General features: G+C 68.7%; 18 protein-coding genes and 1 pseudogene. 10 read left to right on the forward strand and 9 right to left on the reverse strand.

Annotated features, from left to right (window positions below; translation table 11 throughout):
- Positions 1-23: 23 nt before the first annotated feature.
- A complete protein-coding gene (locus FMQ63_RS15180; protein ID WP_020478397.1) occupies positions 24-4610 on the forward strand; it encodes an AAA domain-containing protein in 4587 nt (1528 codons plus the stop codon).
- Between the two features lie 13 nt (positions 4611-4623).
- Here FMQ63_RS15180 and FMQ63_RS15185 read toward each other — a convergent pair whose 3' ends face one another.
- Positions 4624-5250 (reverse strand): Uma2 family endonuclease, encoded by a 627-nt coding sequence (locus FMQ63_RS15185; protein WP_020478398.1) that lies wholly within the window; start codon positions 5248-5250, stop codon positions 4624-4626.
- A gap of 142 nt (positions 5251-5392) precedes the next feature.
- On the opposite strand from FMQ63_RS15185, the gene FMQ63_RS15190 reads away from it, so the two are divergent.
- The 3 genes from FMQ63_RS15190 to FMQ63_RS38710 all read left to right on the forward strand — a co-directional run bounded on the left by FMQ63_RS15190 (position 5393) and on the right by FMQ63_RS38710 (position 9342).
- Positions 5393-8227, forward strand: a complete 2835-nt coding sequence (locus tag FMQ63_RS15190) for a TonB-dependent receptor (protein ID WP_044272938.1) — start codon at positions 5393-5395, stop codon at positions 8225-8227.
- Position 8228: 1 nt separating this feature from the next.
- On the forward strand, positions 8229-8675 hold the full coding sequence (locus tag FMQ63_RS15195) for a GNAT family N-acetyltransferase (protein WP_011550649.1): 447 nt from the start codon (positions 8229-8231) through the stop codon (positions 8673-8675).
- Between the two features lie 112 nt (positions 8676-8787).
- Positions 8788-9342, forward strand: coding sequence for a winged helix-turn-helix domain-containing protein (locus FMQ63_RS38710; protein WP_225909956.1), 555 nt, complete (start codon positions 8788-8790; stop codon positions 9340-9342).
- Between the two features lie 269 nt (positions 9343-9611).
- Here the strand turns inward: FMQ63_RS38710 and FMQ63_RS15205 are convergent, their stop codons facing one another.
- The gene (locus tag FMQ63_RS15205; protein WP_026114074.1) at positions 9612-11813 is read right to left on the reverse strand and encodes a DPP IV N-terminal domain-containing protein; all 2202 of its coding nucleotides are present in this window, start codon (positions 11811-11813) and stop codon (positions 9612-9614) included.
- A 61-nt stretch (positions 11814-11874) separates the two neighbouring features.
- Between FMQ63_RS15205 and FMQ63_RS15210 the strand changes: the two genes are divergently transcribed.
- Both FMQ63_RS15210 and FMQ63_RS15215 read left to right on the forward strand, forming a co-directional pair.
- On the forward strand, positions 11875-12333 hold the full coding sequence (locus FMQ63_RS15210) for a hypothetical protein (protein ID WP_141276645.1): 459 nt from the start codon (positions 11875-11877) through the stop codon (positions 12331-12333).
- Positions 12330-12827: a hypothetical protein gene (locus FMQ63_RS15215; protein WP_011550646.1), complete on the forward strand. Its 498-nt coding sequence runs from the start codon at positions 12330-12332 to the stop codon at positions 12825-12827. The genes FMQ63_RS15210 and FMQ63_RS15215 overlap by 4 nt, the downstream gene beginning before the upstream one ends.
- 87 nt (positions 12828-12914) lie before the next feature.
- Here FMQ63_RS15215 and FMQ63_RS15220 read toward each other — a convergent pair whose 3' ends face one another.
- The gene (locus tag FMQ63_RS15220; RefSeq protein ID WP_216609230.1) at positions 12915-13607 is read right to left on the reverse strand and encodes a class I SAM-dependent methyltransferase; all 693 of its coding nucleotides are present in this window, start codon (positions 13605-13607) and stop codon (positions 12915-12917) included.
- A gap of 68 nt (positions 13608-13675) precedes the next feature.
- Entirely contained in the window at positions 13676-13951 is a 276-nt protein-coding gene (locus FMQ63_RS15225) for a hypothetical protein (RefSeq protein ID WP_026114073.1), read from the reverse strand.
- Positions 13952-14579: 628 nt separating this feature from the next.
- Between FMQ63_RS15225 and FMQ63_RS15235 the strand changes: the two genes are divergently transcribed.
- Together FMQ63_RS15235 and FMQ63_RS15240 are read left to right on the forward strand one after the other, a co-directional pair.
- A complete protein-coding gene (locus FMQ63_RS15235) occupies positions 14580-17495 on the forward strand; it encodes a hypothetical protein (RefSeq protein ID WP_043612571.1) in 2916 nt (971 codons plus the stop codon).
- Positions 17496-17787: 292 nt separating this feature from the next.
- Positions 17788-18381, forward strand: coding sequence for a Coq4 family protein (locus tag FMQ63_RS15240; RefSeq protein WP_020478401.1), 594 nt, complete (start codon positions 17788-17790; stop codon positions 18379-18381).
- 801 nt (positions 18382-19182) lie between these two features.
- On the opposite strand, the gene FMQ63_RS15245 is transcribed toward FMQ63_RS15240, so the two are convergent.
- Entirely contained in the window at positions 19183-20091 is a 909-nt protein-coding gene (locus FMQ63_RS15245) for a hypothetical protein (RefSeq protein ID WP_225909714.1), read from the reverse strand.
- Between the two features lie 497 nt (positions 20092-20588).
- Positions 20589-21950 (reverse strand): NAD(P)/FAD-dependent oxidoreductase, encoded by a 1362-nt coding sequence (locus FMQ63_RS15250; RefSeq protein WP_011550638.1) that lies wholly within the window; start codon positions 21948-21950, stop codon positions 20589-20591.
- Between the two features lie 674 nt (positions 21951-22624).
- Here FMQ63_RS15250 and FMQ63_RS15255 point away from each other — a divergent pair.
- Both FMQ63_RS15255 and FMQ63_RS15260 read left to right on the forward strand, forming a co-directional pair.
- Positions 22625-23053, forward strand: a complete 429-nt coding sequence (locus tag FMQ63_RS15255; RefSeq protein ID WP_011550637.1) for a hypothetical protein — start codon at positions 22625-22627, stop codon at positions 23051-23053.
- A 189-nt stretch (positions 23054-23242) separates the two neighbouring features.
- Positions 23243-23656 carry a hypothetical protein gene (locus tag FMQ63_RS15260; protein WP_011550636.1) on the forward strand — a complete coding sequence of 138 codons (414 nt, stop codon included), beginning with the start codon at positions 23243-23245 and terminating at the stop codon, positions 23654-23656.
- Between the two features lie 21 nt (positions 23657-23677).
- Here FMQ63_RS15260 and FMQ63_RS15265 read toward each other — a convergent pair whose 3' ends face one another.
- The 3 genes and pseudogenes from FMQ63_RS15265 to FMQ63_RS15275 form a co-directional block, all read right to left on the reverse strand.
- On the reverse strand, positions 23678-23896 hold the full coding sequence (locus FMQ63_RS15265) for a hypothetical protein (RefSeq protein WP_020478404.1): 219 nt from the start codon (positions 23894-23896) through the stop codon (positions 23678-23680).
- A 209-nt stretch (positions 23897-24105) separates the two neighbouring features.
- A pseudogene (locus tag FMQ63_RS38715) lies at positions 24106-24216 on the reverse strand (DnaJ domain-containing protein); the annotation flags it as partial.
- 216 nt (positions 24217-24432) lie between these two features.
- Positions 24433-24948 (reverse strand): Lrp/AsnC family transcriptional regulator, encoded by a 516-nt coding sequence (locus FMQ63_RS15275; RefSeq protein WP_011550635.1) that lies wholly within the window; start codon positions 24946-24948, stop codon positions 24433-24435.
- Positions 24949-24967 lie beyond the last annotated feature (19 nt).

The raw sequence follows: 24967 nt of genomic DNA on the forward strand, positions 1-24967 counted from the left end.
CCCTCCCGTCGAGAGGTGCCGCCTTGTCGCCCGAGCCCCGCAACCGCGTCCTGGAAAAGATGCTTGAGCGGCTCTACGCCGCGCTCGCATCCGGCCCCAGCCTCAACAGCCGGCCGCACAACAGCCGCCAGCGCGTGGACCTCGCCACGCTGAGCCGGCTGGATGGCACCGCGCCCCACACCTTGCTGGCCGCCCTGCTCGGAGAGAAGGCCCAGGCCCGGCTCGTGGTGAAGCCGCCGCCTCCCGAGGCTCGCCCGCGCAAGGGCTCCGCCCAGGCCCGCGCCGCTCGCGCCCAGGACGACGATGCCACGGGGACGGATGCCGACGACCTGCTGGACGCGGCGCCCACGGCCGCGCACGCACTGGACGAAAACCACGTCCCTTCCCGCGACGTGGCTTCCGACGCCGCGCTTCCGCTGGCCCCCCCCCAAGGGCCTTCCCGCCACGCGCGTCCCGACAACGCGCCTCCGCCGGATGAGGCCCCCGCGCCTTCCCGCGCGGAGGAGGAACAGCAGGACCTGCTCCGCAAGCTGGCCACCATCGTCGAGGACGCCCGTACCTTCGAGCAGGACACCGGCGCGCACGTCCTTCACGTGGGCTTTCCCCTGCTCCACCTGCCACCCGGCGCCAAGGACAAGCGCGGCTTCGGCACCCGGCGAATCCTGGCCCCCATCGCCTTCATCCCCGTGCGGCTCACGCTCAAGAAGGGCCGCGTGCCGTCGGTGGAGCTGGAAGGCGCCGAGGCCGGCGTGGACCGCGTGGCCCCCAACACCGCGCTGCTCGCCTGGCTGGAGCAGCAGACAGGCCAGCGGCTGGGCGACCTCTTCGCGGATGAAGCGGGCGAGGACCCGTGGCGCGAGCTGAACGAGTTGGTGGCCGCCGTGTGCAAGGCCATGGAGCTGCCCGCGCCCGCCCCCTTCACGCCGGAAACCCTCCTGGCCGCCATTCCGCGTGGCGACGATGCCCAGCCCCAGGCCGCCATCCTCCCCAGCGCCGTGCTGGGGCTGTATCCCCTGTCCAATCAGAGCCTCGTGGACGACATGCGCGCGCTCATGGACGGAGAGCCCATCTCCGGCCCGCTGGAGAGCTTCCTCCGCGTGGATGTGTCTCTCGGCCTGCCCCCGGGACACGGCGGCGGCGAGCCCAACCTGGAGGGGCTCAAGCGCACAGGCGAGGAGCGGCTCGTCACACTCGCGGACCCGTGCCAGGCGCGCGCGGTGCGGCTGGCACGCAGCAGCCGGGGGCTCGTCATCCATGGACCTCCGGGCACGGGCAAGTCGCAGACCATCGCCAATGCCATTGGCGACCACCTGGCGCGCGGGGAGCGCGTGTTGCTTGTCTGCGACAAGCGCACCGCGCTGGACGTGGTGAAGCACCGCCTGGACCATCTCGGCCTGGGACACCTGTGCGCCGTCGTCCACGACGCCCAGCGTGACCAGCGCGACCTCTACATGGGCATCCGCGAGCAGCTCGACACGCTGCCGGAGACACGGACCGACGCGGCCGTGGCCAAGGAACTGGCGCGCATCGACACGGAGCTCCAGTCCCTCCATGACGAACTGACGGCCGCCGACCGCGCCCTCTCCGAGCGCCCCGACGGAGGCACCGCGCCCTCCTTCCACGAGCTGGTGGGCCAGTGGTTCTCCGTGGAAGCCCCCGCCGCGCTCACGCCCGCTGTGTCGAGCCTCGCCCACGCACGGCTGGGCGACGTGACGCCGCACGAGCGCGAGGTGCGCGAGGTGCTGGAGCGCGGCGGCAAGGAGGGCTATCCGGAGAACCCGTGGCGCGAGGCCCTGGGCGGGGAGCTCGCCACGTACCTGGCGACGCCGCTGGCCACCTACCGCGAGCGCCTGAGCGCTATCGACAGCGCGGCGCGGGACGCGGATGCGCTCGTGTCACCAGACGTGCCTGTCTTCGGCGCGGACCCTCAGGCGGAGGGCGCGGCGCGCGGCGCCTTCGCGGAGAAGCTGGCACCACTGCTGGAGTCGGCCCGTCCGGACGTCCTCGCGCGCTGGGGCTCGGCGACGCCGGACGCGGTCCAGGCCGCGCGGATACAGCTCGACGGGCTGGCGACACAACGACAGGTGCTCGCGGAAGGGCCGCTGGACGCGGAGCTGGCGCTGGTCCACCGCGAGCAGCCGCAGGCCTTGAGTGTGCTGGCCACCGCGATGGCCGCGCTGGGCTCGTACCTGGACATCGCGCGCAAGTGGTACGCGTTCTTCTACTTCGCGCGGAAGGCCGGGGCGCGCCGGGTGCTCCAGCAATTCGGTCTGACGCTGAGCATCCTCGCCGCGGAGCGCGTCACGCGGTTCTTCACGGGCGTGAAGGCCCGCGCGCTGCTCACCGAGTACCACCGCACCACGCTCGTCCCGGGCGACACCGCGACGCTTACCGACGACTCCTTGTCCCAGACGCTTCGCACCCACGCGGCGCTCTTCGAGCTGCTGCAGGAGTTGGAGCGCACGCCCTTGCTCGCGTCGTGCCGGGACGCGGTGCGGGCAGCCCTGACGGCGGACGCGGAGGCTCGCGCGGCGCTGCTGGCGGGCCTGCGGCTGTCCGCGGCCCGAGGCGACGCCGTCGCGCGGCTGGAGGCCCGGCTCACCGAAGCGGGGCTCTTCTCCGCGTCGTGGCTCGACTCGCGCTCGCGTGGGCTGCGCTCGGGCGAGCGTTTGGCATCCGTCACCACCGCCCTGGTGTCACGGCTCCCCACCGTGGAAGGTCTGTTGCGCATGCGCGCGGTGCTGACGGGCATGCCTCCGGCGCTGGAGTCCGCCGTGGAGCGGCTGGCACGCCAGGGCGCGGAGGCCGAGGCCGGCTGGCGCGCGGTGTTGAAGGCGACGCTGGCGGCGGAAGCCTCCGCGCGACTGAAGGCGGCGCCAGCGCTCCAGCACATCGACGCCGAGCGCGTGCGCACGACCCATTCGCACTACCGCGTGCTGGAGGAGAAGAAGCGGGTCCTCGTGCGCGACGCCCTGGTCCACCGCTGGACGCAGCGCCAGCGCGAGCGGCTGCTCGCGGGCACGGGCGGCCGGCTCAACGGGCAGGGCGCGGAGCTCCGCCGACGGCTGATGCTGCGAGGAGAGCGCGCCCTGCGCGTGCGTCAGGTCATCGCCACCGGGCAAGGCATCGAAGGGGGCGACCCGCTCTTCGACGTCCGCCCCGTGTGGATGGCCAGCCCGCAGACCGTGGCGCAAATCTTCCCCCGCCGCCCCATCTTCGACGTCGTCATCTTCGACGAGTCCTCGCAGTGCCGGCTGGAGGAGGCCCTGCCCGTCCTCACCCGCGCCCACCGCGTGGTCATCGCCGGTGACCCGAAGCAGTTGCCACCCACGCGCTTCTTCGAATCCGCCGTGGTGCAGAACGCTGAGCAGGAGGCCGAAAGCGAGCAGGGCCTCTTCGAGGAGCAGCAATCCGAGGTGGAGGACCTGCTGTCGGCGGCGCTCAACCTCGACATCGACCAGTGCTACCTGGACGTGCACTACCGCTCCCAGAACGCGGACCTCATCGCCTTCAGCAACGACCACTTCTACGACAAGCGGCTCCAGGCCATTCCCGCGCACCCGTCCCACAGCGTGCCCCACGCGCCATTGCGGCTGCTCCCCGTGGGCGGCACCTATGAGAAGCGCACCAACCTGGTGGAGGCTCGCGCCGTGGGCTCGCTGGTGAAGGAGTTGCTCTCACGGCCGCAGCCGCCGTCCATTGGCATCGCGTGCTTCAACCTCACCCAGCGCGACACCATCAACGACGTCCTCGACGAGATGGCCGCCAGCGACGCGTCCTTCGCGGCGCGGCTGGCCGAAGCGCGCGTGCGCAGGGGCTCGGGTTCATTCGAGGGGCTCTTCGTGAAGAATCTGGAGAACGTCCAGGGCGACGAGCGGGACCACCTCATCATCAGCACCACCTACGGCCCGGACCGGCACGGCCGCTTCTACCGGCGCTTCGGTCCGCTGGGCAGCGCGGGCGGAGGCCGGCGACTCAACGTGCTGGTGACGCGAGCGCGGGAGCAGATTCACCTCGTCACCTCGATTCCGCGCGAGTCCTACCAGTCCGCGCCCCCCGTTGAAGCGGGCCGGCAGCCCAACGGCGGCTGGCTCCTCTTCGCGTACCTGCGCTTCGCGGAGGCCTTGGAGTCGGCCTATGCCCAGGACGCCCAACGCGAGCCCGAGGACACCGTGTCCGAGGCGTCGCGGCCCGCCGAGACAGCAGAGGTGTTCGTGAGGCCCACGGACGCGGGCTCGGCCTTCGCGCAAGCCCTGGCAGGACATCTGGCCACGCAGCACCGCGTGTCCTCGGAGGTCCACTGGGGCAATGACGGCTTCTGCGTAGACGTCGCACTCCGGCACCCCACCCGCCCGGGCGATGTCACCGTCGGCGTGCTGTGTGACGGCACGCGCTACCCCAAGGCCGCGGACCGCGTGGAGTGGGACCTCTTCCGCACGGGCGTGTTGGAAGGCCAGGGCTGGCAGCTCGTGCGGATGTGGACGCCCTCCTTCTTCCGCGACCCCGAGGGTGCCACCACCCAGGTCCTCCAGGCCGCGGGCGACAAGCTGATGCGCGAGCCTTCCGCCTCGCCTCAGGCGGCCATGTCCGCGCGGGGCGTGGTGCACTGAGGCGAAGGCGACGTCACTTCGCGTTCGCCTCCGGCAACCACAACACGCCGAGCTCCAACTCCACCGCTTCAAAGGGCTCGGCGCGGACGCGCTCGTCGTCTGACCACGTGCCCAGTTCGAGCCACCGTCCCCCGCTCAGCCGGAACACCTCCAGTGTCCGCGCCTGAGGGTCCACGAGCCAGACGTGCCCGACGCCCTCCCGCGCGTAGATGCGCCTCTTGCTCGAGCGGTCCACGGCCGCCGTGGAAGGCGACAGCACCTCGCAGACCCAGTCCGGTGACAGCGTGAAGTAAGGCGTATCCGGGACTTCCGGCATCCGGTCGCGGCGCCAGCCCGCCAGGTCTGGCACCAGGACATCCGCGCCGAAGTGCAGCTCCGGCTCATCCAGGAAATACCAACCTCCAGGCCCGCCGCGTCCCCGTTCGAAAGGGCCGTACAGCTCACCACCCAGCCGGGTGGTGGCCCGCGCATGTCGACTCGTCGGCCTCGGCTGAGCGATGAGCTCCCCGTCGATAATCTGCCCCACCTGGTGTTCCGGCAGCGCCACCAGGTCCTCGTAGGTCGCCGGGCGCTTCGTCTCGTGGCCCATTCCCGTGTCCCGTTCCTCTCTCACCGTGATGGCCGACAGCTCCTGAATCATGGCCCCCGCATCCCCGGAGTGGAACCCCACTCCTCGTTGCATGTCCAGGCTCGACGTTACCCATCAGGTCCGACACCCAGCTACCAACCCATAAGCCCCCATGGACCTCTCACCCCAGAGAGGGAAGAATGCTTGGCGTCCCATGCGTTCCTCCCGTTCTTTCGCGTTCGTCCTCTCGGTGTTCCTCCTGTCCGCGCCCGTGCTCGCGGACAACAACGCGGATGAAGCGGACATCGCGTTCGAGCTCGGCAACGATGCCTATTCCAAGGGGCAGTACGCCGAGGCGTTGCGCTCCTACTTCACCAGCTACCGCCTGGTGCCCAACCGGAACGTCCTCTTCAACATCGCCCGCTGCTTCGAGGCGCTGGGCAAGTTCAACGAGGCGTACCGCTACTACAACGACCTGCTCGCCGAGGACTTGCCCAAGGAGGACGCCGCCGAGGTCTCCCGCTCCGTGGACCGGCTCCGTCCCAAGGTCGCGCTGGTGCGCGTCACCTCCAACCCCAAGGGCGCTGACGTCTACGTGGACCGCATGGACCTGGGCAGTCGGGGCCGCTCTCCACAGACGCTCGCGCTGACGCCCGGCCGTCACAAAATCATGGTGAAGAAGGAAGGCTACCGCGCTGCGGAGGCCACGCTCACCCTGGTGCGCGGCCGTGAGACGGACCAGACCTTCGACCTCACGCTCATCACCGGCGGCGTGGAGGTGACGGGCACGCCGGAGGGCGCCGAGATTCGCGACGCCCCCAACGGCAACATCCTGGCCCGCGTGCCCGGCCGCGTGCGACTGCCTCCCGGCCAGCGCGTGCTGCACGTGCGCGCCCCCGGCTACGCGCCCAGCCAATACGTGGTGGATGTCCCCGCCGACGGCAACGTGCCTGTCGCCGTGGCGCTGCGTCCCCAGGACCGGCCCACCGGGCGGCTCGTCGTCACCGCCAACCGCGACGGCGCCACGGTGCGCGTGGATGGCAAGCCCGCCGGCTTCACCCCCACCGTCGTCACCCTCCCCGAAGGCGAGCACACGCTGGAGGTGGAGAGCCGCGAGGTGCGGCCGCTCCGCCAGACGGTGAAGGTGGTGGCCGATGAAGAAGTGAAGGTCCACGCCGAGCTGCGCTACGCGCCGCCTCCGGTGCGCGCCGCATCGAAGAGCCTGGTCGCCGTCGACGAAGCGCCCGCCTCCACCACCGTGCTCACACAGGAGGAGCTGCGCGCCTTCGGCTGGCGCACCGTCGCCGAGGCCGTGGCCGGTGTGCGCGGCTTCTATCTCACCGACGACCGGACCTATACGTACATGGGCGTGCGCGGCTTCTCCCCGCCGGGCGACCTCAACACGCGCATCCTCATCCTCTGGGATGGCCACTCCATGAACGACGTCTGGGCCGGCCAGGGCTTCGCCGCCCGCGACCTCAGCGTGGACATCCAGGAAGTGGAGCGCATCGAGGTGGTGCGCGGCCCTGGCAGCGCCCTGTACGGCACGGGCGCCTTCTTCGCCGTCATCAACGTGGTCCCCCGTGAATCGCTGGGTTCGGACAAGCACCTGGAAGTCACGGGCGCGGTGGGCGCGCTCGGCACCACCCGGGGACACGCCGCCGCGTCGTGGGAGGACGGCAACCGGTCGGTGCTGGTGAGCGCCGCCGCCTTGACGTCCACGGGCGCGGACACCACCCGGCTGGGCTCCAGCGGTCCCATCATCACCGGGCTGGACGCGGAGCGCGCCGCCGGTGGCTCCCTCCGGGCCCGCGTGGGCGACCTGTCCTTCCAGGCCCAGTTCAACGTGCGCACCAAGGAGTTGCCCACCGCGCCCTACGGCACCGTGCCCGGCACGGAGGGCAACATCGTGGAGGACATGCGCGCCTTCGCCGAGGCCCGCTACGAGCGCCAGTTCACCGAGCGCTTCAGCCTGTCCGTGCGCGGCGCGTTCGACATCAGCCGCTACGAGGGCACCTACGTCTACCCGGAGGAGGACGGCGGCGCCCGGACCGAGGGCGGCGCGGCGGACTGGCTCACCGCCGAGGCACGCGCGCGCATCGGCCTGTTCGAGGGCAACGTCTTCACGCTCGGCGTGGAAGGTCAGGCGCAGCTTCGCGTCCGGCAGGACGCCGGTGATTTGCCCTTGGAGACACAGGCGCGCACGCTGGTGTCCGCGTACCTGCTCGACGAGTGGAAGATCCACCCACGGCTGAGCGTGTCAGCCGGCCTGCGTCTGGACAAGTACGTGGACCTGGACAGCACGCCCATCACCCCGCGCCTGGCCGTCATCGCCCGGCCCTACGAGCGGGGCCTCACCAAGCTGGTGGCGGGTAACGCCTTCCGCGCGCCCAACGTCTACGAGCTCTACTACGCGGACGGCATCTCCCAGGGCGCGGCGCTGAACCTGCGGCCGGAGACCATCACCACCTTCGAGCTGGAGCACTCGCACGACCTGACGGACGAGCTGCGCCTCACCGTCGCGGGCTACCACAACCGCATCTCCAGCCTGGTGCAGCTCACTGCGGAGGACGCGGCTTCAGGCGACTGCGGCACCGCCGCCTGTCTGCGCTTCATGAACACCGACGGCACGACACTCGCCTGGGGCGCCGAGGCCGGCGTGCACTGGCAGCCGGGCCGCTGGCTGATGGTGGACGTGAGCTACTCCTACGTGACGCTGCGCAACGCCTCGGAGGAAGTGGCCAACGCGGCGCCCGCGCACCTGGTGGCGGGCCGGATGATGCTGCCCATTGGCGCCGGCGACATGCGCGTGGCCACCCAGGCCATCTACCAGAGCGCCCGGCCCACCGGCCCGGGCGGCGCGGACAGCGGCGAGGCGCTGCTGGTGGGCTTCGGCCTGTCGGGTGACTACGGCCCCCTGCGCTACTTCGCCGGCGTGCACAACCTGCTGGACGCCCGCTACTCGCTGCCGGTGTCGGACGAGAACTCCATCGCCCCCGTGCCCCAGTACGGCCGCACCTTCACGCTTCAGCTCACGGGGACTTTCTGACGTGACGGCCGGCGCCACCTTCACCTTCATCCACCCCGGGCATCCGCTCTACGCGGGCGAGATGGAGCTGCGCTTCCGCGTGCTGCGCGAGCCGCTCGGCTACACCCGTGACGACGTCGCCTTTCCCTTCGAGGCGGACAGCCTGCACCTGGTGGCGCACCAGGAGGAGGGGGTGCTCGGCTGCGTCCTCTTCAACCCCGAGGATGCCCACGGCGGACGGCTGTTCCAGATGGCCGTGGCCTCCCACCTCCAGGGGCAGGGGCTGGGCGCCCGGCTGGTGCGTACGCTGGAAGCGGAGCTGGTGCGGCGCGGCTTCACCCATGTCCACCTGCACGCGCGCGAACCGGCGGTCCCGTTCTATGAGCGACTGGGTTACGCCGTCTTCGGCGCCCCCTACACCGAGGTGGGCGTCCCCCACCGCAACATGCGCAAGACACTCGGGGCCTAGCGGACCTACGAGCGCCTAAACCGCCTCGATGAATCCCCTAAACACCGGAGCGTTTGTTCCGATGAAAGGGGTGGTGATGGGGCAGCAGCCATTCAGACTGACGCTCGGGCAGATGGAGGAGCGGCGACTGTTCGCCGCTTCGCTGCTGAAATCGGGTTGGCGCCCAGTGGACGTAGCGGACGAGTGCGGCGTCACCCGAGGAGCGGTGTCGCAGTGGTGCAAAGCCCTCGCGCAAGGAGGCGTCAGGAGGCTGCGGCGCAAGCCGCATCAGGGCCGGCCCTCACGGCTGAGCTCCTCGGAGTGGAAGCAAGTGGCCCGAGCATTCAAGGCCGGCGCCGTTCGGGCCGTCTTTCCCACGGAGCGATGGACCCTTCCACGCATCGCACGTCTCATCGAGCAACGCTGGGGCGTGCGGTACCACCCGCGCTCCTTGTCGAGGCCACTGCATCGGCTGGGGTTCTCCGCGCACCGCCCTCGTCCCCAGGCTCGCGAGCGGGATGATGCGCTCATCGAAGCCTGGGGAAGAAGAGACTGGCCTCGCATCAAAAAGGGGCTCGAAGAAGCAGGAGGACGATTGCCTTCTTGGATGAGACGGGTCACACGTTTCGGGCCCGCCTGGGCACCACCTGGGCGCCGGTGGGGCAAGTCCGAGTCCTCAAGCGTCTGAGCAGGCGCCGTGAGGTGTCCAGCGTCGTGCTGCTGACGCTGCCCCGCGGGGGCGTGAACGCCCCAAGGTGTTCGCTCGTCACTTCGTCGGCGCTGTCCATGACAAGGAAGTCATCGCCGCAATGCGGTACTTCCGTCGGCGCCTCGGACGCCCCCTCGTCATTATCTGGGACCGCCTTCAGGCGCACCGTTCCAAGGCGGTCAGCGCTTGGCTGCGGCGACACGCTCGAGCATGCCGGGCTCCATGTTTAGCGGACTTGCCGAGGCGGTTTAGAGATGCCGCTTGAAGTAGCGCGCGGTCTCCTCCCACATGCGCTCGGCCAGCACCGGGTCGAACACCATGTGCGGCATGCCGCTGAGGGGCAGGAACTCGTGGGGCTGGCCCGCCCGAAACAGCGCGTCCGAAAGCTTGAGGGCGTGGAAGAAGAGGACGTTGTCGTCCGCAGTGCCATGGATGAACAGGAGCTTTCCCATGGGCTGGTCGGCCTTCACGTGAGTAAGGAGCGAGGCCTGCTCGTAGGCCTGGGGGTGCTCGTCGGGTAGGCCGAAGAAGCGCTCCGTCAGGTGTGAGTCGTAGTCGCGCCAGTCCGTCACTGAGGACACGGCCACCGCGGCCTTGAAGACGTCCGGGCGGGTGAGCACGGCCAGCGCGGACATGTAGCCGCCGTTGCTCGCGCCAGTGATGCCCACGCGGCTCAGGTCCATTTCCGGCACCTCGGCCGCGAGCGCGCGCAGCGCGGCCACCTGCTCGTCCAGCAGCAGCCGGGGCCAGTCGTACTTCGGCTTGCGCAGCTTCGCGTCGGCGGTGGGCGAAACTCCTCGCCCGTCCAGTTTCACCACGATGAAGCCCTCGTCCGCGAGCCACTGGTTGGTGAGGTGCTGCTGCATGCTCTGGTACACCATGGGGATGCCGGGCCCCGCGTAGATGTCCACGATGACGGGCAGCTTCACGCCGGGCTTCGCGTCGCGAGGACGCACCAGCGACGTGGGGTAGCGCTCCTTGCCCACGTACCGCACCTCCACTCGCGGCTGGAACGGCGGCTCCATTGCCACCGAGGGCAGCTCGCCCACGCGAGTGCCGTCCGCCTTCATCACAGTGGTGTGACGCATGCGCCGGGGGCCCTCGGACGTGATGGCCAGCAAGCCGCCCCGCTTGGACATCCGGGCCAGCTCCAGCGCCGGGCTCTCCGAGGTGACGCGGGTGGGCCTCCCGCCCGGGCTCAGGCGCCACACGTAGCGCTCGTCGGAGGTTGGGCCGCCGGTGAAGTAGACGGTGCCGTCCTTCTCAACGTAGCCCGCCATGTCATAGAAGCCCGCGCCGGGCGGCACGAGCGAGCGCACGAACTTGCCCGAGGCGTCGCGCAGCTCCACTTCGCCAGCGCCGTTGCGCTCTGTGTACCAGAGGAAGCCGCTTCCATCCTCCAGCCAGTGGGGGAACGTCTGGTGCAGCGTGAGCCAAGCGTCGTCCCTCTCCACGAGCAGCGTGCGCGTGCTCCCCGTCCTCGGGTCCACCGCGAGCAGGAGCTCCTCCGTCTGGAGCCGGTTCTGCACCAGCACCGTCAGAGGGCCCTTCGCCGGCCAGCGCACCGTGGCGAGGTAGGGATACTTCTCCACGTCCCAGCGCACCCACGTCGTCTTGCCGCCTGTGATGGGGATGATACCCAGGCGCACCCGGGCGTTGGCCTTGCCGGCGCGCGGGAAGGCGAGCCGCCGCGCATCGTTCTCCGGGTGGAGCGCGTCCGCGATGGCGAGCTTCTCCACGCCGCTCGTGTCGGACTCCGTGTAGGCCAGGGCCTTTCCGTCCGGGCTCCACCAGTAGCCGGAGAAGCGCATCATCTCGCTCGTGGCGATGAACTCCGCCAGCCCGTGGCTCTTCTCCTCCGTGCCGCCCTTCGTCACCTGGTGCTCGATGTTCGTGGCCAGGTCCAGGCGATACACGTCATGCCCCCGCACATAGGCCACCTGGGTGGCATCGGGAGAGAAGCGCACGTCCATGGCGCCGGGGCCCGTCTTCAGCTCCGTCACCTTCCCGGACGCGCGCGTGACGATGTACTGCTTGCCGGACAAGCCCACGAGCAACTTCTCGCCGTCCTCGGACAGGGCATAGGAGCTCAGGCCCCGCGAGGACACACGCGCGGGCTCCTGGCGCGCCTTCGGCTCGACGGCGAGGTTCTCCCGGGCACGCTGCAGAAGGCGCTCCGCGGTGAGGTGCTCGCGCGTCTGTCCCGTGGCCACGTCGAACGCGTGGAGCGCGAGGGCGCGTGAGCCCTCCGGATTGCGCAGGAAGAAGAGCGTCTGCTCGTCCGGGGTGAAGCTCGTGCCCATGGGACGGCCGATGTTGAAGTAGCGCGTCTCCACGAGCTGGCGGATGAAGCCGTCCGACTTCGGCGCCGCCTTCGGAGTGGGCACGGACTTGGGCTGGGCGAGGACTGGAGCGCTCAGCAGGACCAGAGCGGTGAGGAGGATTCGCATGGGGGTGTGGGAGGAGTCACCGGAATGATGGCTCATAACGCGGCGAGAGGATGGCATGGCCATGTTCCGGGAGAGTGAAGAGCCCATCGGCTTGGAGGGCAACGTGGCGCGTCAGATGATTGGCGTTGACCATGACAGTTCCATGGCACAGCCGCGAACGGGGAGAGCAATCGTCCGTAAGTGGCCAGTCCTGCTCGAACTCCCGCGCCCCGATGCAAGCCGACTCGTGCCCGTCGGCCTGCACGGCGTCACCGAGAACGCCCTGTGCCACCTGGGCCCTCGCCAGGCCGAGGCCTCTCGACTGAGCCTGGGGTCCGTGAGCTTGCTGTTCGTGCCAGCCGAAGTGACGCTTCCAGCGGGCCGCCTGCTCGAGGCAGCGGGCGGCGCAACCCGCGTCATCTCGCTCACGGGTGACTGCATCGGCTATCTGGATTCGCCCGAGCACGTCCGGAATCGGAGCGGTGAGAGTCAGCTCCAGTACTCCTGCAAGCCAGGACCCGATGCTATGACAGACGCATGACGACGCTGAAGGAGTGGCTCCTGGCGGTCATGCCGTTCACGGCGCTGGTCCTGCTCTGGCGCTTCTCGGTCTCGCGCGAGAAGCGGCACACCCAGACGCTCTACCGCGCCATCGACGAAGGGGCCGTGAGCGAGGTCCAGGCCATCCTCTCGAAGCAGGCCTTCCCGAACCTGCGCTCGGTGGTCGTCGCGAGCGCCATCGTGAGGGCCGTCGAATCCAGACAGGTTGCCGTGCTTGACTTCCTGCTCAGCCCCGAGCTGAAGCCCGTGACGCTCACCCAGAAGCTCGATTCCTTCCTTCACGACCAGGCGATGAAGGGTGGCTGGAGGGGCGTGGTGCTCTGGCGCTCGCGGAACTCGCACCTGTTCTTGCCCTGGAGGGACCTGAGCAAGCGGGACAAGCTCCGGCTGAGGGCCATGGCCACCCGCGTCGTCGAGGCGGAGCCCTCGAAGGTCTTTCTTCGCCACGACGTCCGAGGATGGACCGTCGCCTGAAACGACGAAGGGCCCGTGCGTGTGCACGAGCCCTCGTGGAACGTCACCCGCGCGAGGCGAGGCCCTCGCGCCGCCGCTCCCCCAGGGTCATCGACTGGACGCGGGCTGCAGGAACAGCAGGTAGTGGTCCGGAAGGCCGTCGTACTCGGACACGATGGAGTAGCCCGCCTGCTGGGCGGCGGCGACGAGCGGCGGGCGCATCGCCCGAAGGTGCGTCACCGCGATACGGCCATTCGGGGTGAGGGCGAGACGCAGCCTGGTCAGGTAGGCCACACGGTCCGAGAGGAAGTGGTCCACCTCGGAGAGAAGGATGAGGTCGTACGCGCCGGGTTCGAGGCCTGGCTCGTCCGGTTCCACCTTGCGCACCACGACGTTCTTCCGCTCGGACATCCGTGCGCGAAGCCGCTTGAGGGCCTCGTCGTTGATGTCGGTCGCGACCACCTGTCCCGCCGGACCGACGGCCTCCGAGAGTCGCTGCGTGAAGTAGCCCAGGCCCGCTCCGACATCGGCAATCCGCTGTCCCGGCGTAATTCCCAGCGCGGCGATGAACCTGGCAGGCTGACGGGACTGGTCATACGAGGCCTGCACGCCTTCGACCCCTCCGAGGCCATGGAGGTCGGCGGGCTGCTCCGCCGCGGGGGCCTCCGTCGGCGTCCGGGATGGCTCGGGGCGCTTTTCCTCTCCGCCCTCGGAGCGACATCCGCCTGTCGCGGCCGTCACCAGACAGAGCAGCAGCCGCGCGAGACGACGGGGCGTTGCATGGGCACGAAAGAAAGTCATTCCGGGCGACCTCTTCGGAGGGGGAGGAGCAACGGGTGCTCCTTCGAGGATTGCACCCCCATGCTGGCTCACGGCGTCAGGGGAATCCACTCCGACGCCGCGACGAGCCCGCCCGTGGCCACGTCCAGCGCCGCGAACTGCGCGCCCTGCACGCCCACGCGCCGGTTGATGCCGACGGTGACGGGCGGAGACACGCCCGTGTCGAAGTCGCGCAGCGCCTCCAGGTGCTGCACCAGGCTGGCCCGCGTCACGTCCGCGCCGGTGCGCGTGAGGGCCTCCACCAGCCCCCCGTGCCGCCGCGTAGGCCCCGAGCTGGAAGGCCGTGTGTCCCGGCTCCAGGCCATGCCGCTCCATGAACGCGGCGAGGCCTGGGGTGGCCCTCGTGCCGGGGCCAACCTCGCACATGCCGTGGGCAAGCCCTGGTGCTCCACAATCGCCCGCACCCCGGGGGCCCCCCTTCACGTACGCCAACACCCGCCGCCTGCCTCCACACCTCACGACACGACGCCCTGACGGAGATTCATCCGGGCACGGAAATCTGGGTCAAGTACTGAGGCGCGAGGAGGAACGATGACTCGCCATCTATGCGCCGTGCTCGGCGCGTGCTCGGACGCTGACAAGAAGCCCTCGGGCACGCTCCAGATCACAGGATGTCAGCACCGTTCTGCTGACGTCACGAGCCGGTCACAGCCACGGTCACGAGGCTTGCCTGGATGCCCACCCCTCGGGGTGCCGACCGCCCTTCGGCCCTTGCACCGTGCGCAGATGTCTTTGGACTTCGCGTTCTCCAAGTACTCCGCGTGACCGCATGGACAGGACTGCCACCTTCTTTCGATCCCACCCGACGATCCCAGCCGTTTCACGGCAGCTTTCCCGTGTCATGACAGTCGATTGCGCTTCTCGCTTCGGGGTCCTTCTCATGGCCGATTCCCGGACCTCCAGTCTGGTGAGTCGACACCCGATCAAAACCCCATGCCCCCATTCCGAAGTCTGTGGATCGCGGCCGCCCTACTGATGGCCGCCTGTGGAACGCCTGAGCTCGCGCAGCCCGACGACGTACAGGATGCGACGACGGCCCAGGGCATCTCCACGCTCTCCGTGCGAGGAACCACCAGCGCGAGCGGTCTGGCCATCACCGCCCTCTCCATCCCCACCCCCGTCGGTACGGCCGCCGGAGATGTGCTGGTGATGCAGCTGAGCAATCGCGAGGCCGTCGCCGCCGTCGCCACCCCACCCGCTGGCTGGACGCTGCTGCGCTCCGAGCAGAGCGCCTCGGCCATCAAGTCCTGGCTCTTCCTCCGCGTGGCCAGCGCGGCCGAGCCGAGCAGTCACACCTTCACCCTCGACCTCGCCAGCTCCATGGCGGCCACCCTGGTCGCGGTGTCGGGCGCGGATCCGCTCCAGCCGATCGACGTGCACGTGGGCCAGAAGAATGGCAACAGCGCGAGCCTCGCGCTGCCCGTCGCCACCACGTCGTCCGCGAACGGCCTCGCAGTGTGGTTCTCGGCCCAGGTCTGGGGAGGCGCCGCGTGCCCCGCGGTCCACACCCCTCCGACGGGCTTCACCGAGCAGCTCGACACCTGCCTCGTCTCGTCGTCGCGCGGCGTGCTGCACAGCGCCGCCACCTCGGAGCTCGGGGCCGCAGGTGCCCAGCCCGCCTTCACCGGCAGCTCCACGCTCCCCAACACCAACATCACGCACGCGGTGGTGCTGCGTCCCCTCCAGCCGCCGGCGACCGGGGAGATCACCCTCGTCGGCACCACGCACGCGAGCGGCAAGACGGTCACCAGCCTGACCCTCTCGACCCCTACGGGCGTCGCCGCCGGTAACGTGCTGCTGGCGCACCTTGCGAACCGGAACCAGATCGGCGCCGAGATCACCCCGCCTGCAGGTTGGACGCTGGTGCGCACCGACATGAGCACCTGGAGCATCCGCGGCTGGGTCTTCGTCCGCGTCGCCACCGCCAGCGAGCCCGCGAGCCACACTTTCCAGAGCGCCATCGCGAGCTACCTCGTCGGCAACCTCGTGGCGTATGCCGGCGTCGATCCGGCCAACCCGATCGACACGCACGCCGGCAAGAGCAACAGCGGCTCGACGGCCTTCACTACGCCGCAGCTGAGCACCTCGACCGCGGGCGGGGCTGCCGTCTGGTTCGGCGCGCAGGCGTGGACCGGCGCCGCGTGTCCGACCCCGGCGATCGAGCCCCCCGTGGGCTTCGCCGAGACCTACGACACCTGCCTGGTGTCCTCGTCCCAGGGCCTCGTCTTCAACGCCGCCTTCATGCCCCTCGCCGGTGCCGGCCTCCAAGGACCGTTCAACGGGAGCTCGACGTTCGCCGAGACCAACGTCGCGCAGGTCGTCGCCCTTCGCCGCGCCGAGGTCGCGCCGTCCTCGGGGGTCGCGTTGCGTGGGAGCTCGCACCACAGCGGCCTGTCGATCGCTTCGCTGTCGATCCCCAAGCCGTCGGGGACCGAGGCCAACGACGCGCTCATCGCGCGGGTGACCGTGCGCAACAACATCTCCGCGACCGTCACGCCGCCCGCCGGCTGGACGTTCCTGCGCTCGGAGCAGAGCGCCTGGGCCATCCGCACCTGGATCTTCTACCGCGTCGCGGGCGCCTCCGAGCCTGCGAGCTACGCGTTCGAACTGGACGCGACCACCCACATGGCGGGGAGCGTGGAGGCCTTCAGCGGCGTCGATCCGGTCCAGCCAATCGACGTGCACGCAGGCCAGAAGAACGGCGACTCCGCGTCGTTCACCGTGCCCGACGTGGTGACCGGCAGCGCGGGTGGCCTCGCCGTCTGGTACGGCACACAGGTCTGGCCGGACGCCACCTGCCCTGCCACCGGCATCGAGCCGCCGCTCGGCTTCACCGAGGCCTTCGACGCGTGCCTGGGTCACACCAACGGACTGCTCTTCAATGCGGCCTACCGGTCGCTCACCGCGCCGGGGCTCCAGGCGGGCCTCTCCGGCAGCTCCGCGTTCGTGCAGACCAACACCGCGCACGTGATCGTCCTGCGCGCCGCCAACGCCCCCACCTGCATGGCCGGCGACACGTACGCGAGCACCTTCACGCTCCAGGGCACCGTGACCGCGCCGGAAATCGTGGAGCCCTCGGGCCTGGCCGCGAGCCGCGTGGTCGGCAACGCGCTCTACGTGCACAACGAGGACACCACCGCGATCGTCGCGATCGACACGCTCAACGCGAGCACGATCGGCACGTTCAACGTGACCAACGTGACGCCGGCCGACTGGGAGGACCTCGCAACCGGGCCCTGCCCGAGCGGCTCGTGCATCTTCATCGGTGACATCGGGAAGTGGAGCGCCAACTTCCCTGCGGGTGGCAGCCCCACGTCGTTCACGATCTACCGCGTGCCCGAGCCGGATCTCGCCAACGGCCAGACCTCGGGGGGGCTCGTCGCCGAGGCCTTCCCGTTCGTCTATCCGGACGGCGCGAAGGACGCGGAGTCGCTGATGGTGCACCCCACCACCGGGGACATCTACGTCGTCACCAAGAACGGGGGCACGGGGCAGAGCGGCGTGTACAAGTTCCCCCAGCCGCTGACGCCGGGCGTGCAGGCCACGCTGATCCACGTCCACACGATCCAGCTGCCGCTGAACGGAGACGCCAACTTCTCGGCCGCGACCGCGGCGGCGATCCACCCATGCGCGGATCGCTTCCTCCTTCGCACCTACCGCACTGTCTACGAGTTCCGTGCGACGCCGGGACTTGGCTTCGAGTCGGCCGTCTTCGCGACGCCCGTCACGCTGACCGACACCACCGAGGGCCAGGGTGAGGCGATCGAGTACGAGGCCAACGGCGCGAGCTACTTCACGATGAGCGAGAGCCCCTCGCCCTTCAAGCTCAAGCGCGTGCCCCTGCTGTAGGACCGCGTCGACACGCCGAGGAGCAAGGCCGGTCGTGGGGCACGTCCCCATGGCCGGCCTTGCTGTTCCGAGTTGGGAACTCGCGCTCGGTGCCGCCGTTCACGCGGTCGCACACACGGCGTCCCGCCTGAGGCCCAGGCACACCCGCGGGCCGGAGCATGAGCACCGGTCCCCGCGCGCATCGCCGGGCCTGATGCCTCTCCTCGGACGCGACGTGCAGCACGGAGGTCTCCGCGTCAGACTCCTTGCGAACCCGCGGGGCAGCTGCGCCCGCTGCGAGGGAGTCCATGCGATGGAGACCATGGCCACGGCGCTGCGACGCTACTTCGACGAGAGCGGCTTCGGAGAGGACGGCGGGTACGCGTCCGATTGGGTCGACTTCAAGCTCGGCCCCCTCCCCTTCCCGCTCCCCAACACCGAGGCTCGCAAGCGCGCGGTGCGCTTCCACGATCTGCACCACGTCCTCACCGGCTATCGCACCGACCTCACGGGCGAGTTCGAGATCTCCGCGTGGGAGATCGGCGCGGGCTGCGGCGACTTCCACGCGGCCTGGGTGCTCAACCTCTCGGGCATGACCGGGGGGCTGCTGACGGCCCCGGTGCGCACCTGGCGCGCGTTCGTCCGCGGGCTCGACGAGCAGTCCACCTACGGGCGCGACTACGAGGCGCTGCTCGAGCGCAACGTCGAGGACCTGCGCGCGGAGCTCGGGATCGGAGCGGGTCCCCACCGAGCGGGCCTCGGCGCCGCGCTTCGCTTCGCCGCAGCGATCACTGCGGGCGCAGTGGTCGGCTCGCTGATGATGCTGGTGCTCGTCTCTCCCATCACCCTGGCGCTCTGGTGGCGGGGCCGAAGGGCCAAGGCCCAGGCGCTGGCCGCCGCGCCCTGAGGGACGCCGACGCGCCGGACCGGACGCGGGTGAACCGCGCTGACCCACCACCTCGCCGCGCGGGCGCGTGGCGTTGAACCGCTTGGCGCTGTCGTGTGACGTCAACTCGTACGCCAGCCCACCGAACAGCGGCGCGCCGACTGCGGACACCAGCACTCCCCAGCCGGCGTACTCGCTACGGATGAAAGCGCTCGCGACGACGCCGAGGGCCACGCCGACGGCCACACCAGCCAGCATGCTCCACCAGGCGCCGGCTCCGTCCATCCAGTGGCCCACCGGCAGCGAGCCGGCCACCAAACCCGCGGTGGCAGCAAAGAGGCCACCCAGGCCCCCGAGGAAGGAGCAGAGCATGTTGACACCGCACGTGCCGCTGATGACGAGGATCCCGGTCGCGCCCAGGAAGGTGCCACCAACCGCTCCCCCAAGGACGCGAGCACGAGACGGGGCAGGTTCACGCTCAGCAACCCTTGGTCCGCGTGACGCGTGTCTTCGAGCTGCAGGCCCGATGGCTCGAGCGTCACGGGGGGCCTCTTCCGACACCTGCGCCGCGCCCTCGTCCTGGGGCAACGCCTGTGACTCGGCTCGCGCAGCCATCGGCGCGAACACCATCGCCACGGCCACCATCATCCATCCGCTCAACGGCATCGCGTGCACCAGGCTTCCCCGTGGGACGCGAGTCCATTCGCGCATCAGGACCGTTCAGGTCCAGACAGAATCGCGAATCGACACAGGCGCTCGAAGACATGGTGCGATTACCGCAGTGCGAACGGCCTGAGCCGCTTGAGCTGGGTTGCGGTATGTCTACCCCTCAAGCACCAACATTGAGCGACCCTTAGGCTCCCACACGCCGACAGCTACCCTGCCAGGTTCCAGGCTTTTGAGTGACTCGATGTCTCCACTTTCACGTAGATCAATGGGGAAGTCCGCGCGCACGGGGCTCCCAAGGTCTTGATCGGTGAGGATGAGGGAGTCTTCGACCGCGTACAACGCAATGCTCTCCTCGTCGACCCAGCAACCCGGAAGACCGATGCCGTTTTCTGCATCCAATTCGTCCGCAGTGAGGCGACCTGTTTCTTCTAACGAAGGCCACGCAAAGACGCGAGCAACCTCAGGATCGTCCGGGTAGGGGGTTACGAGGAGCTTGGTGCCAGATGGATTGAAGCCCGCGATGACAGGATCCTGCCCAGCCAGAATTTCTTCAACGCGCAGTGAACCACCAGCGAGTTCGATCTTGTAGGTGCTGGTTCCTGACTGCCCCATCGGCAGCTCCACGAGGAGCGTCGGTGATGATGGATGGCGGGTGATGAACGCGGTCGCATCTTCAGCCGCCACCTGAACGTCGTCCAAGATCTTCCCCGAAGCGGGATCGATCAGCAGGATACGGTGCGTGCTGTCGCCAGGCGCCGTAGCGATGATCAGTTCCTCGACACATGCAGCAGCATCACAAACGAGATCAGGAACCACAACTGCGTGGTCACCTACGATGAGCAGGTTCTTCCCGTCTGACAACACGAGACGTTCGAGGCCGCGGGCGGCGAGGAGAAGCGTGGCATCGGTGTCGTAAGCGGCAATCACATCAAGATTGCTGTTCAGTAGCCTGACTGCACCCTCCTTCAAGCACGCGTAGCGGTGCGGTTCTGGAGCCGTGCCTGCGGGAATCAGGGTGATTGGACCCGCAATCATATTGACCAATACCGGAGAGTTGTTCACCCGAATACTGTAAGCGCTCCGCAGTGATTCGTGCCTCAAACGTTTTTGCCGGGGATGCCAGCCAGCAAGATTCGAAGCTCGGAAGGCCTCGCGGACTGTTACATTGTCTGCGCTGGGGACTTCCCGGGTCTCCGGGCGATACGAGACGATGGCCGGACGCGTCGCCGTCCTCCATCCGGACCCGGTGACTGCACGCGCAGGAGTTGGCGAGGTGGCGCGAGAGCTCCGGGAGTGGGGGAACCATGAGGCCCCGTTCCGTTGCGCCTTCGCGCTTCTCTCCGCAGCGGAGGGCCTCGAGCGCTCCGCCGAAGACGAGGCCCTCCACGCCGCCGGGTCCACCGCTGCGGACCTGCCGCCCCGTCTACGCCAATGCCTGCACGGAAACGCCCTTTGTCGCCTGTAGGGATGCCGGCAGCGGAAGGCCCAAGGAGGTCATCGTCGAGCGACGCTTCTTGGCCGCGCGGCCCCGGCGCCGGGGCCCATCCCTCCGGGGCCCCTCACCCGGTCCTGCGCTCCGGGGCCTCGGCGAGGAAGCTCTCCGCCGAGTCGTCCAGCTCGTCCATCCACTTGCGACGGTGCGGCGTGGCGCGGGTGCCGGTGACGATCGACGTGAAGGTGCGGTCGCGGTAGCCGAGGATGTCCTCCTGCTTGTCGCGCAGCCACTGCTTCAGCAGCTCCGCGACCTTCTCCACGCTGAAGCCCGGGTAGTCGGTGCGGTCGAGCAGGTCCCGGATGTAGGCGGTTTGGAAGTCCACCGCCCCGAACGAATCCTGGATCCCCTCCTCGCGCTCGACCCACGCCGCGATGTCCGCCTCGCGCTCCTCGGCGGACGGCAGCGCGGTGCGCCCCATGATCACGTCGCGCACCAGCCATGCCTGGGCGTCGAACATGTTGAAGGTGTAGTACTGGTCCTGCATCCCCAGGTAGGCGAGCTCCGGCTGGCCTTGCCAGAACACGCCCTTGTAGAGCCCCGGCGGGTAGAGCCGGTTGTGGCTCTCCAGGCGCAGCGCATTGGGAAGGAAGCGGTACTTGTGCTGGTAACCCGTGCACAGGATGACCGCATCGAGCGTCGCGGAGGTCCCATCCGCGAAGTGCGCGCGGTTCCCCTCGAACCGCTTCACCAGTGGTACCTCCTTCATGCCCATGGGCCACCTGAAGCCCATGGGGGCGGACCGGTAGCTGATGGTCACCGACTTCGCGCCCAGCTTGTGGCACTGCACGCCGATGTCCTCGGCGGAGTAGCTGCTCCCGATCAGCAGGAGGTTCTTTCCCGCGAACTCCTCGGCGCCGCGGAAGTCGTGCGCGTGCAGCACGCGACCGGGGAAGGAGTCGATGCCCTCGAAGAAGGGCACGTTCGGCGTGGAGAAGTGGCCGGTTGCGTTCACCACCCGGTCGAACGACTCCTCGCGGACCTCGCGCTTGGCGAGGTCGTCGACCACCACGGTGAACTTCCGGGTCTCCTCGGACCAGGAGAGCCAACGAACGATGGTGTTGAACTGGATGTACTTGCGGACATCGCACTTCTCCACCCGCCCGCGGATGTAGTCGTAGAGCACCTCGCGCGGCGGATAGGACGGGATCGGCCGGCCGAAGTGCTCGTCGAAGGAGTAGTCGGCGAACTCGAGCGCCTCCTTCGGACCGTTCGACCACAGGTGCCGGTACATGCTGCCGTGCACCGGCTCGCCGTAGCGTCCCAGGCCGGTCCTCCACGTGTAGTTCCAGAGCCCGCCCCAATCCTCCTGCTTCTCGAAGCAGACGATTTCCGGGATCTCCGCTCCCTTGCGGGCAGCGGATTCAAACGCACGCAACTGGGCCAAGCCGCTGGGGCCAGCTCCGATGATCGCGACACGAAGAGCCATCTGGACACACCTCGAGCAGGGGAGCTGCCCGGCGCACCTGAGCGCCGGCGACCGTCCCGCAGGTTCATGCACGTGGGCGCACGCGCCCCATGCACCGGAGTCCGTGGACTCCGGGTGGATGGAATGCCGAGCGGCGCAGAGGCCGGGGCAAGGAACGTCGGACGCGAGCGAGGGCGCCATCGACGCAGGAGCGTTTCGCACACCTGAGCGCGCGAAAACGGATTCCTATGGGGTCAAACCTTCACCAGACTTGGCCGTGGATGTCAACGCTCGAGCTGCCTTGCGCCCTGACAGCGTCCGCTCGTCCGCCCGCTCGCCCTGCAAGCGCACTCTTGGTATCTCGACCGTCGACCACAGGGATGCGCCATCGCTCAGCCAGCGCACCGACGCCTTGGGGACGGCGTCACCACAGCGAGAGCTCGGTCAGACTCAGCGGCAGCCCGCCGTTGTCGGTCTTGCTGCGCAGGCGGATGTAGCGGGCGCTGGTCGCGGGGATGAACTATCCGACGATGCCGTCCATTTCAAGCGGGCCACCACACGCGCTCAGAAGCAGCGCGGAGATTCCAACCCGAAATTGCGCATAGCAGGCTCCCGCGGAAAGCGCGCTCACCGCGACCCGGCCGACGTTCTCCTGGCAGGCCGCGCAAGACGCCACGGGCGTCACGTACCAGCAATTGCGCATCGATGGCGGAGCCGCCATCACCCTTGGAGGGAGCGTCACCTCCCATGTCCTGACCGCCGACCTGTCACCGGGCGTCCACTTCGTGATTGTCACCGCGTGTGACCGCTTCGACCACTGCGGGTCGACGCCGGTCCGCTCGTTCGAGGTCGTCGGAACGCAGCCCACCGCCCCGGCGCCCCTGGCCCCCACGGGAAGCACCTATGTCGCCACCCCTCGACCCGAGTTCTCCTGGGCGCCCGCCACGGACGACGTGGGCATCGATGACCAGGAGTACGCGATCTCCGATTCGGACTCGGTACTCTACCTGGAGGAGCTCCTGGACTACGTCGAGCACACTTGGTTCGTGAGGGCGTGCGACCTGGCGGGAAACTGCACGGACTCTCCCAGCCAGGTCTTCACCATCCGGCCCTACATCAAATGATGCAGTGAGCAGGACGGTGCCACCTCAGGGAAACGCGCTAGTGAGACATCCGTAAGCACAATCACGTACGCGTTTCCCTCCAATCCAAAACCAATCCCATTCGCTTGACAGACAATGCAAGGAGGAGCACCTTGCCCGAGAGCTGACTAGCCAGCTAAAGCAGCAAAACAATCAATCATTGGGGTCGTCATGAGCCTGTCGCCATTCAGCACCCGTGAAGTGGCCGCGCGCCGCAGGAGCCGTTCTCTTCTCACGTTCGTGCTCACCGGGGCCGTGGCCCTGGGTGTGACCCTGCCTGGCGTGAGCCACGCAATCCCTGGCGGCAAAGGCTGGCAGGGAAGGTACACGCTCACCATTCCCACCGGCCAGGTCGACCAGTTCTTCCACTACGCGTGCCCGGCGGCCTACCCGGTCGCCACGAGCGGTGGGTTCCTCCCCAACCTCGCCGCCAAGATTGGAATGGTCGTGCTCGGTGATGGGCCCCGTCTGGACATCACGCCCGTGGGCTACAACGAATGGGCCTGGATCATCGGCTGGCCCAGCGGTGCACGGGCGGGGTCGACCATCAGCTTCGACATCTACTGCGTCGCCGGGCCCGCCTGAGCAACGACGGGTCCGCTGTCCTCAGGGCGCCGCGGGGTTGTCCCAGACGCTGGTGAAGGCGGCGCCGAAGTAGATGCGCGCCGCGCCGCGGTCATCGAAGGGCACCGGCGACATCGCCGCGAGGCAGGAGGTGTCCGGCGGCGCATGAGGGTTCTGGATGAAGCTCGCCGTGACCAGGTGCCCGCAGTTGGGGTTGCCCGGCAGCGTGGTGGGCGAGTTGAAGCCGACGCTGTGCCCCACGGCGCTCTGTCGCTGAAGGCGGCACTGTCCATGCCCTGGCTGTCGCCGTGGTCGGAGAATTCGAATCCGGCATCCCAGTTGGGTGGCGGACGGAAGTCCTGACCGCCACCGGCACCGCTGCGGTAGCGGGCGCTTTCCTGGCCGAGGTCGTCGTACGCCGCGCGCTTTTCCGGGTCGGACAGCACGGTGTTGGCCTCGTTCACCTCGGCCATGCGTGCCGACGCGTCGGCTTCCTTGCTCACGTCGGGATGGTATTTGCGGGCGAGCTTGCGATAAGCCTTCTTGATCTCGTCCGCTGTGGCGCTTTGTCGACGCCCAATATCTTGTCATGGTCCTTGAACTCCATGCACCAGCTCCTGATCCGCCGCCCGGTCATCGGGCGTGCGGCAATGGGAAACACTCCAAGGGAGACGCTTTGGGGCAGCTCGTAGGCCGATACCGCATCGCGATGGTGCGGGGGCGTGGAGTGCCAATGTCTCTAGATGGAGATCAACGTACGCGATTCAAGCGTGCCGGCAGCGGGATGTCGCGGCGCCTCAGAGCAAGGGCACGCGCGTGTCGAACTTGGCGCGGTGCGTGGCGAAGAATGCCTTCACGTTGCGCACGTTGGCGTCGTGCGTGAACAAGCGCTGGGCGAGCGCGTGGTAGGCGGGCATGTCGTGCGCGTGCACCACGAGCACGAAGTCCGGCCCCGGCGACACGCGCCAGCACTGCTGCACCTGGGCATCGGCGACCACACGGGTTTCAAAGGCCTGCAGAAACTCCGCGCCCTGCTGATCCAGCGTGATCTCGACAATGGCCGTGAGCCCGTGCCCCTGCAGTTGGGCGAGCCGGTCGGGCTGCAGCAGGGCCACCTGCTTTTCGATCAGGCCGAGCTCATGCAACCGCCGCACGCGCCGCAGGCAGGTGGGCGGCGAGACGTGGACCTGCTCGGCCAGCGTCTGGTTGCTGGTCGAGGCGTCGTTTTGCAGCAGGTTCAACAACTGCAGATCGATGGCGTCGAGCTCGTCTTTAAGTTCCATAAATAATAAGAATTTGAAATCTAATTTCATCCAACTCTTATTGCGAAAT

It is taken from the genome of Myxococcus sp. CA005, assembly GCF_006518205.1.
In the GTDB taxonomy this organism is placed as follows: Bacteria; Myxococcota; Myxococcia; order Myxococcales; family Myxococcaceae; genus Myxococcus; species Myxococcus xanthus.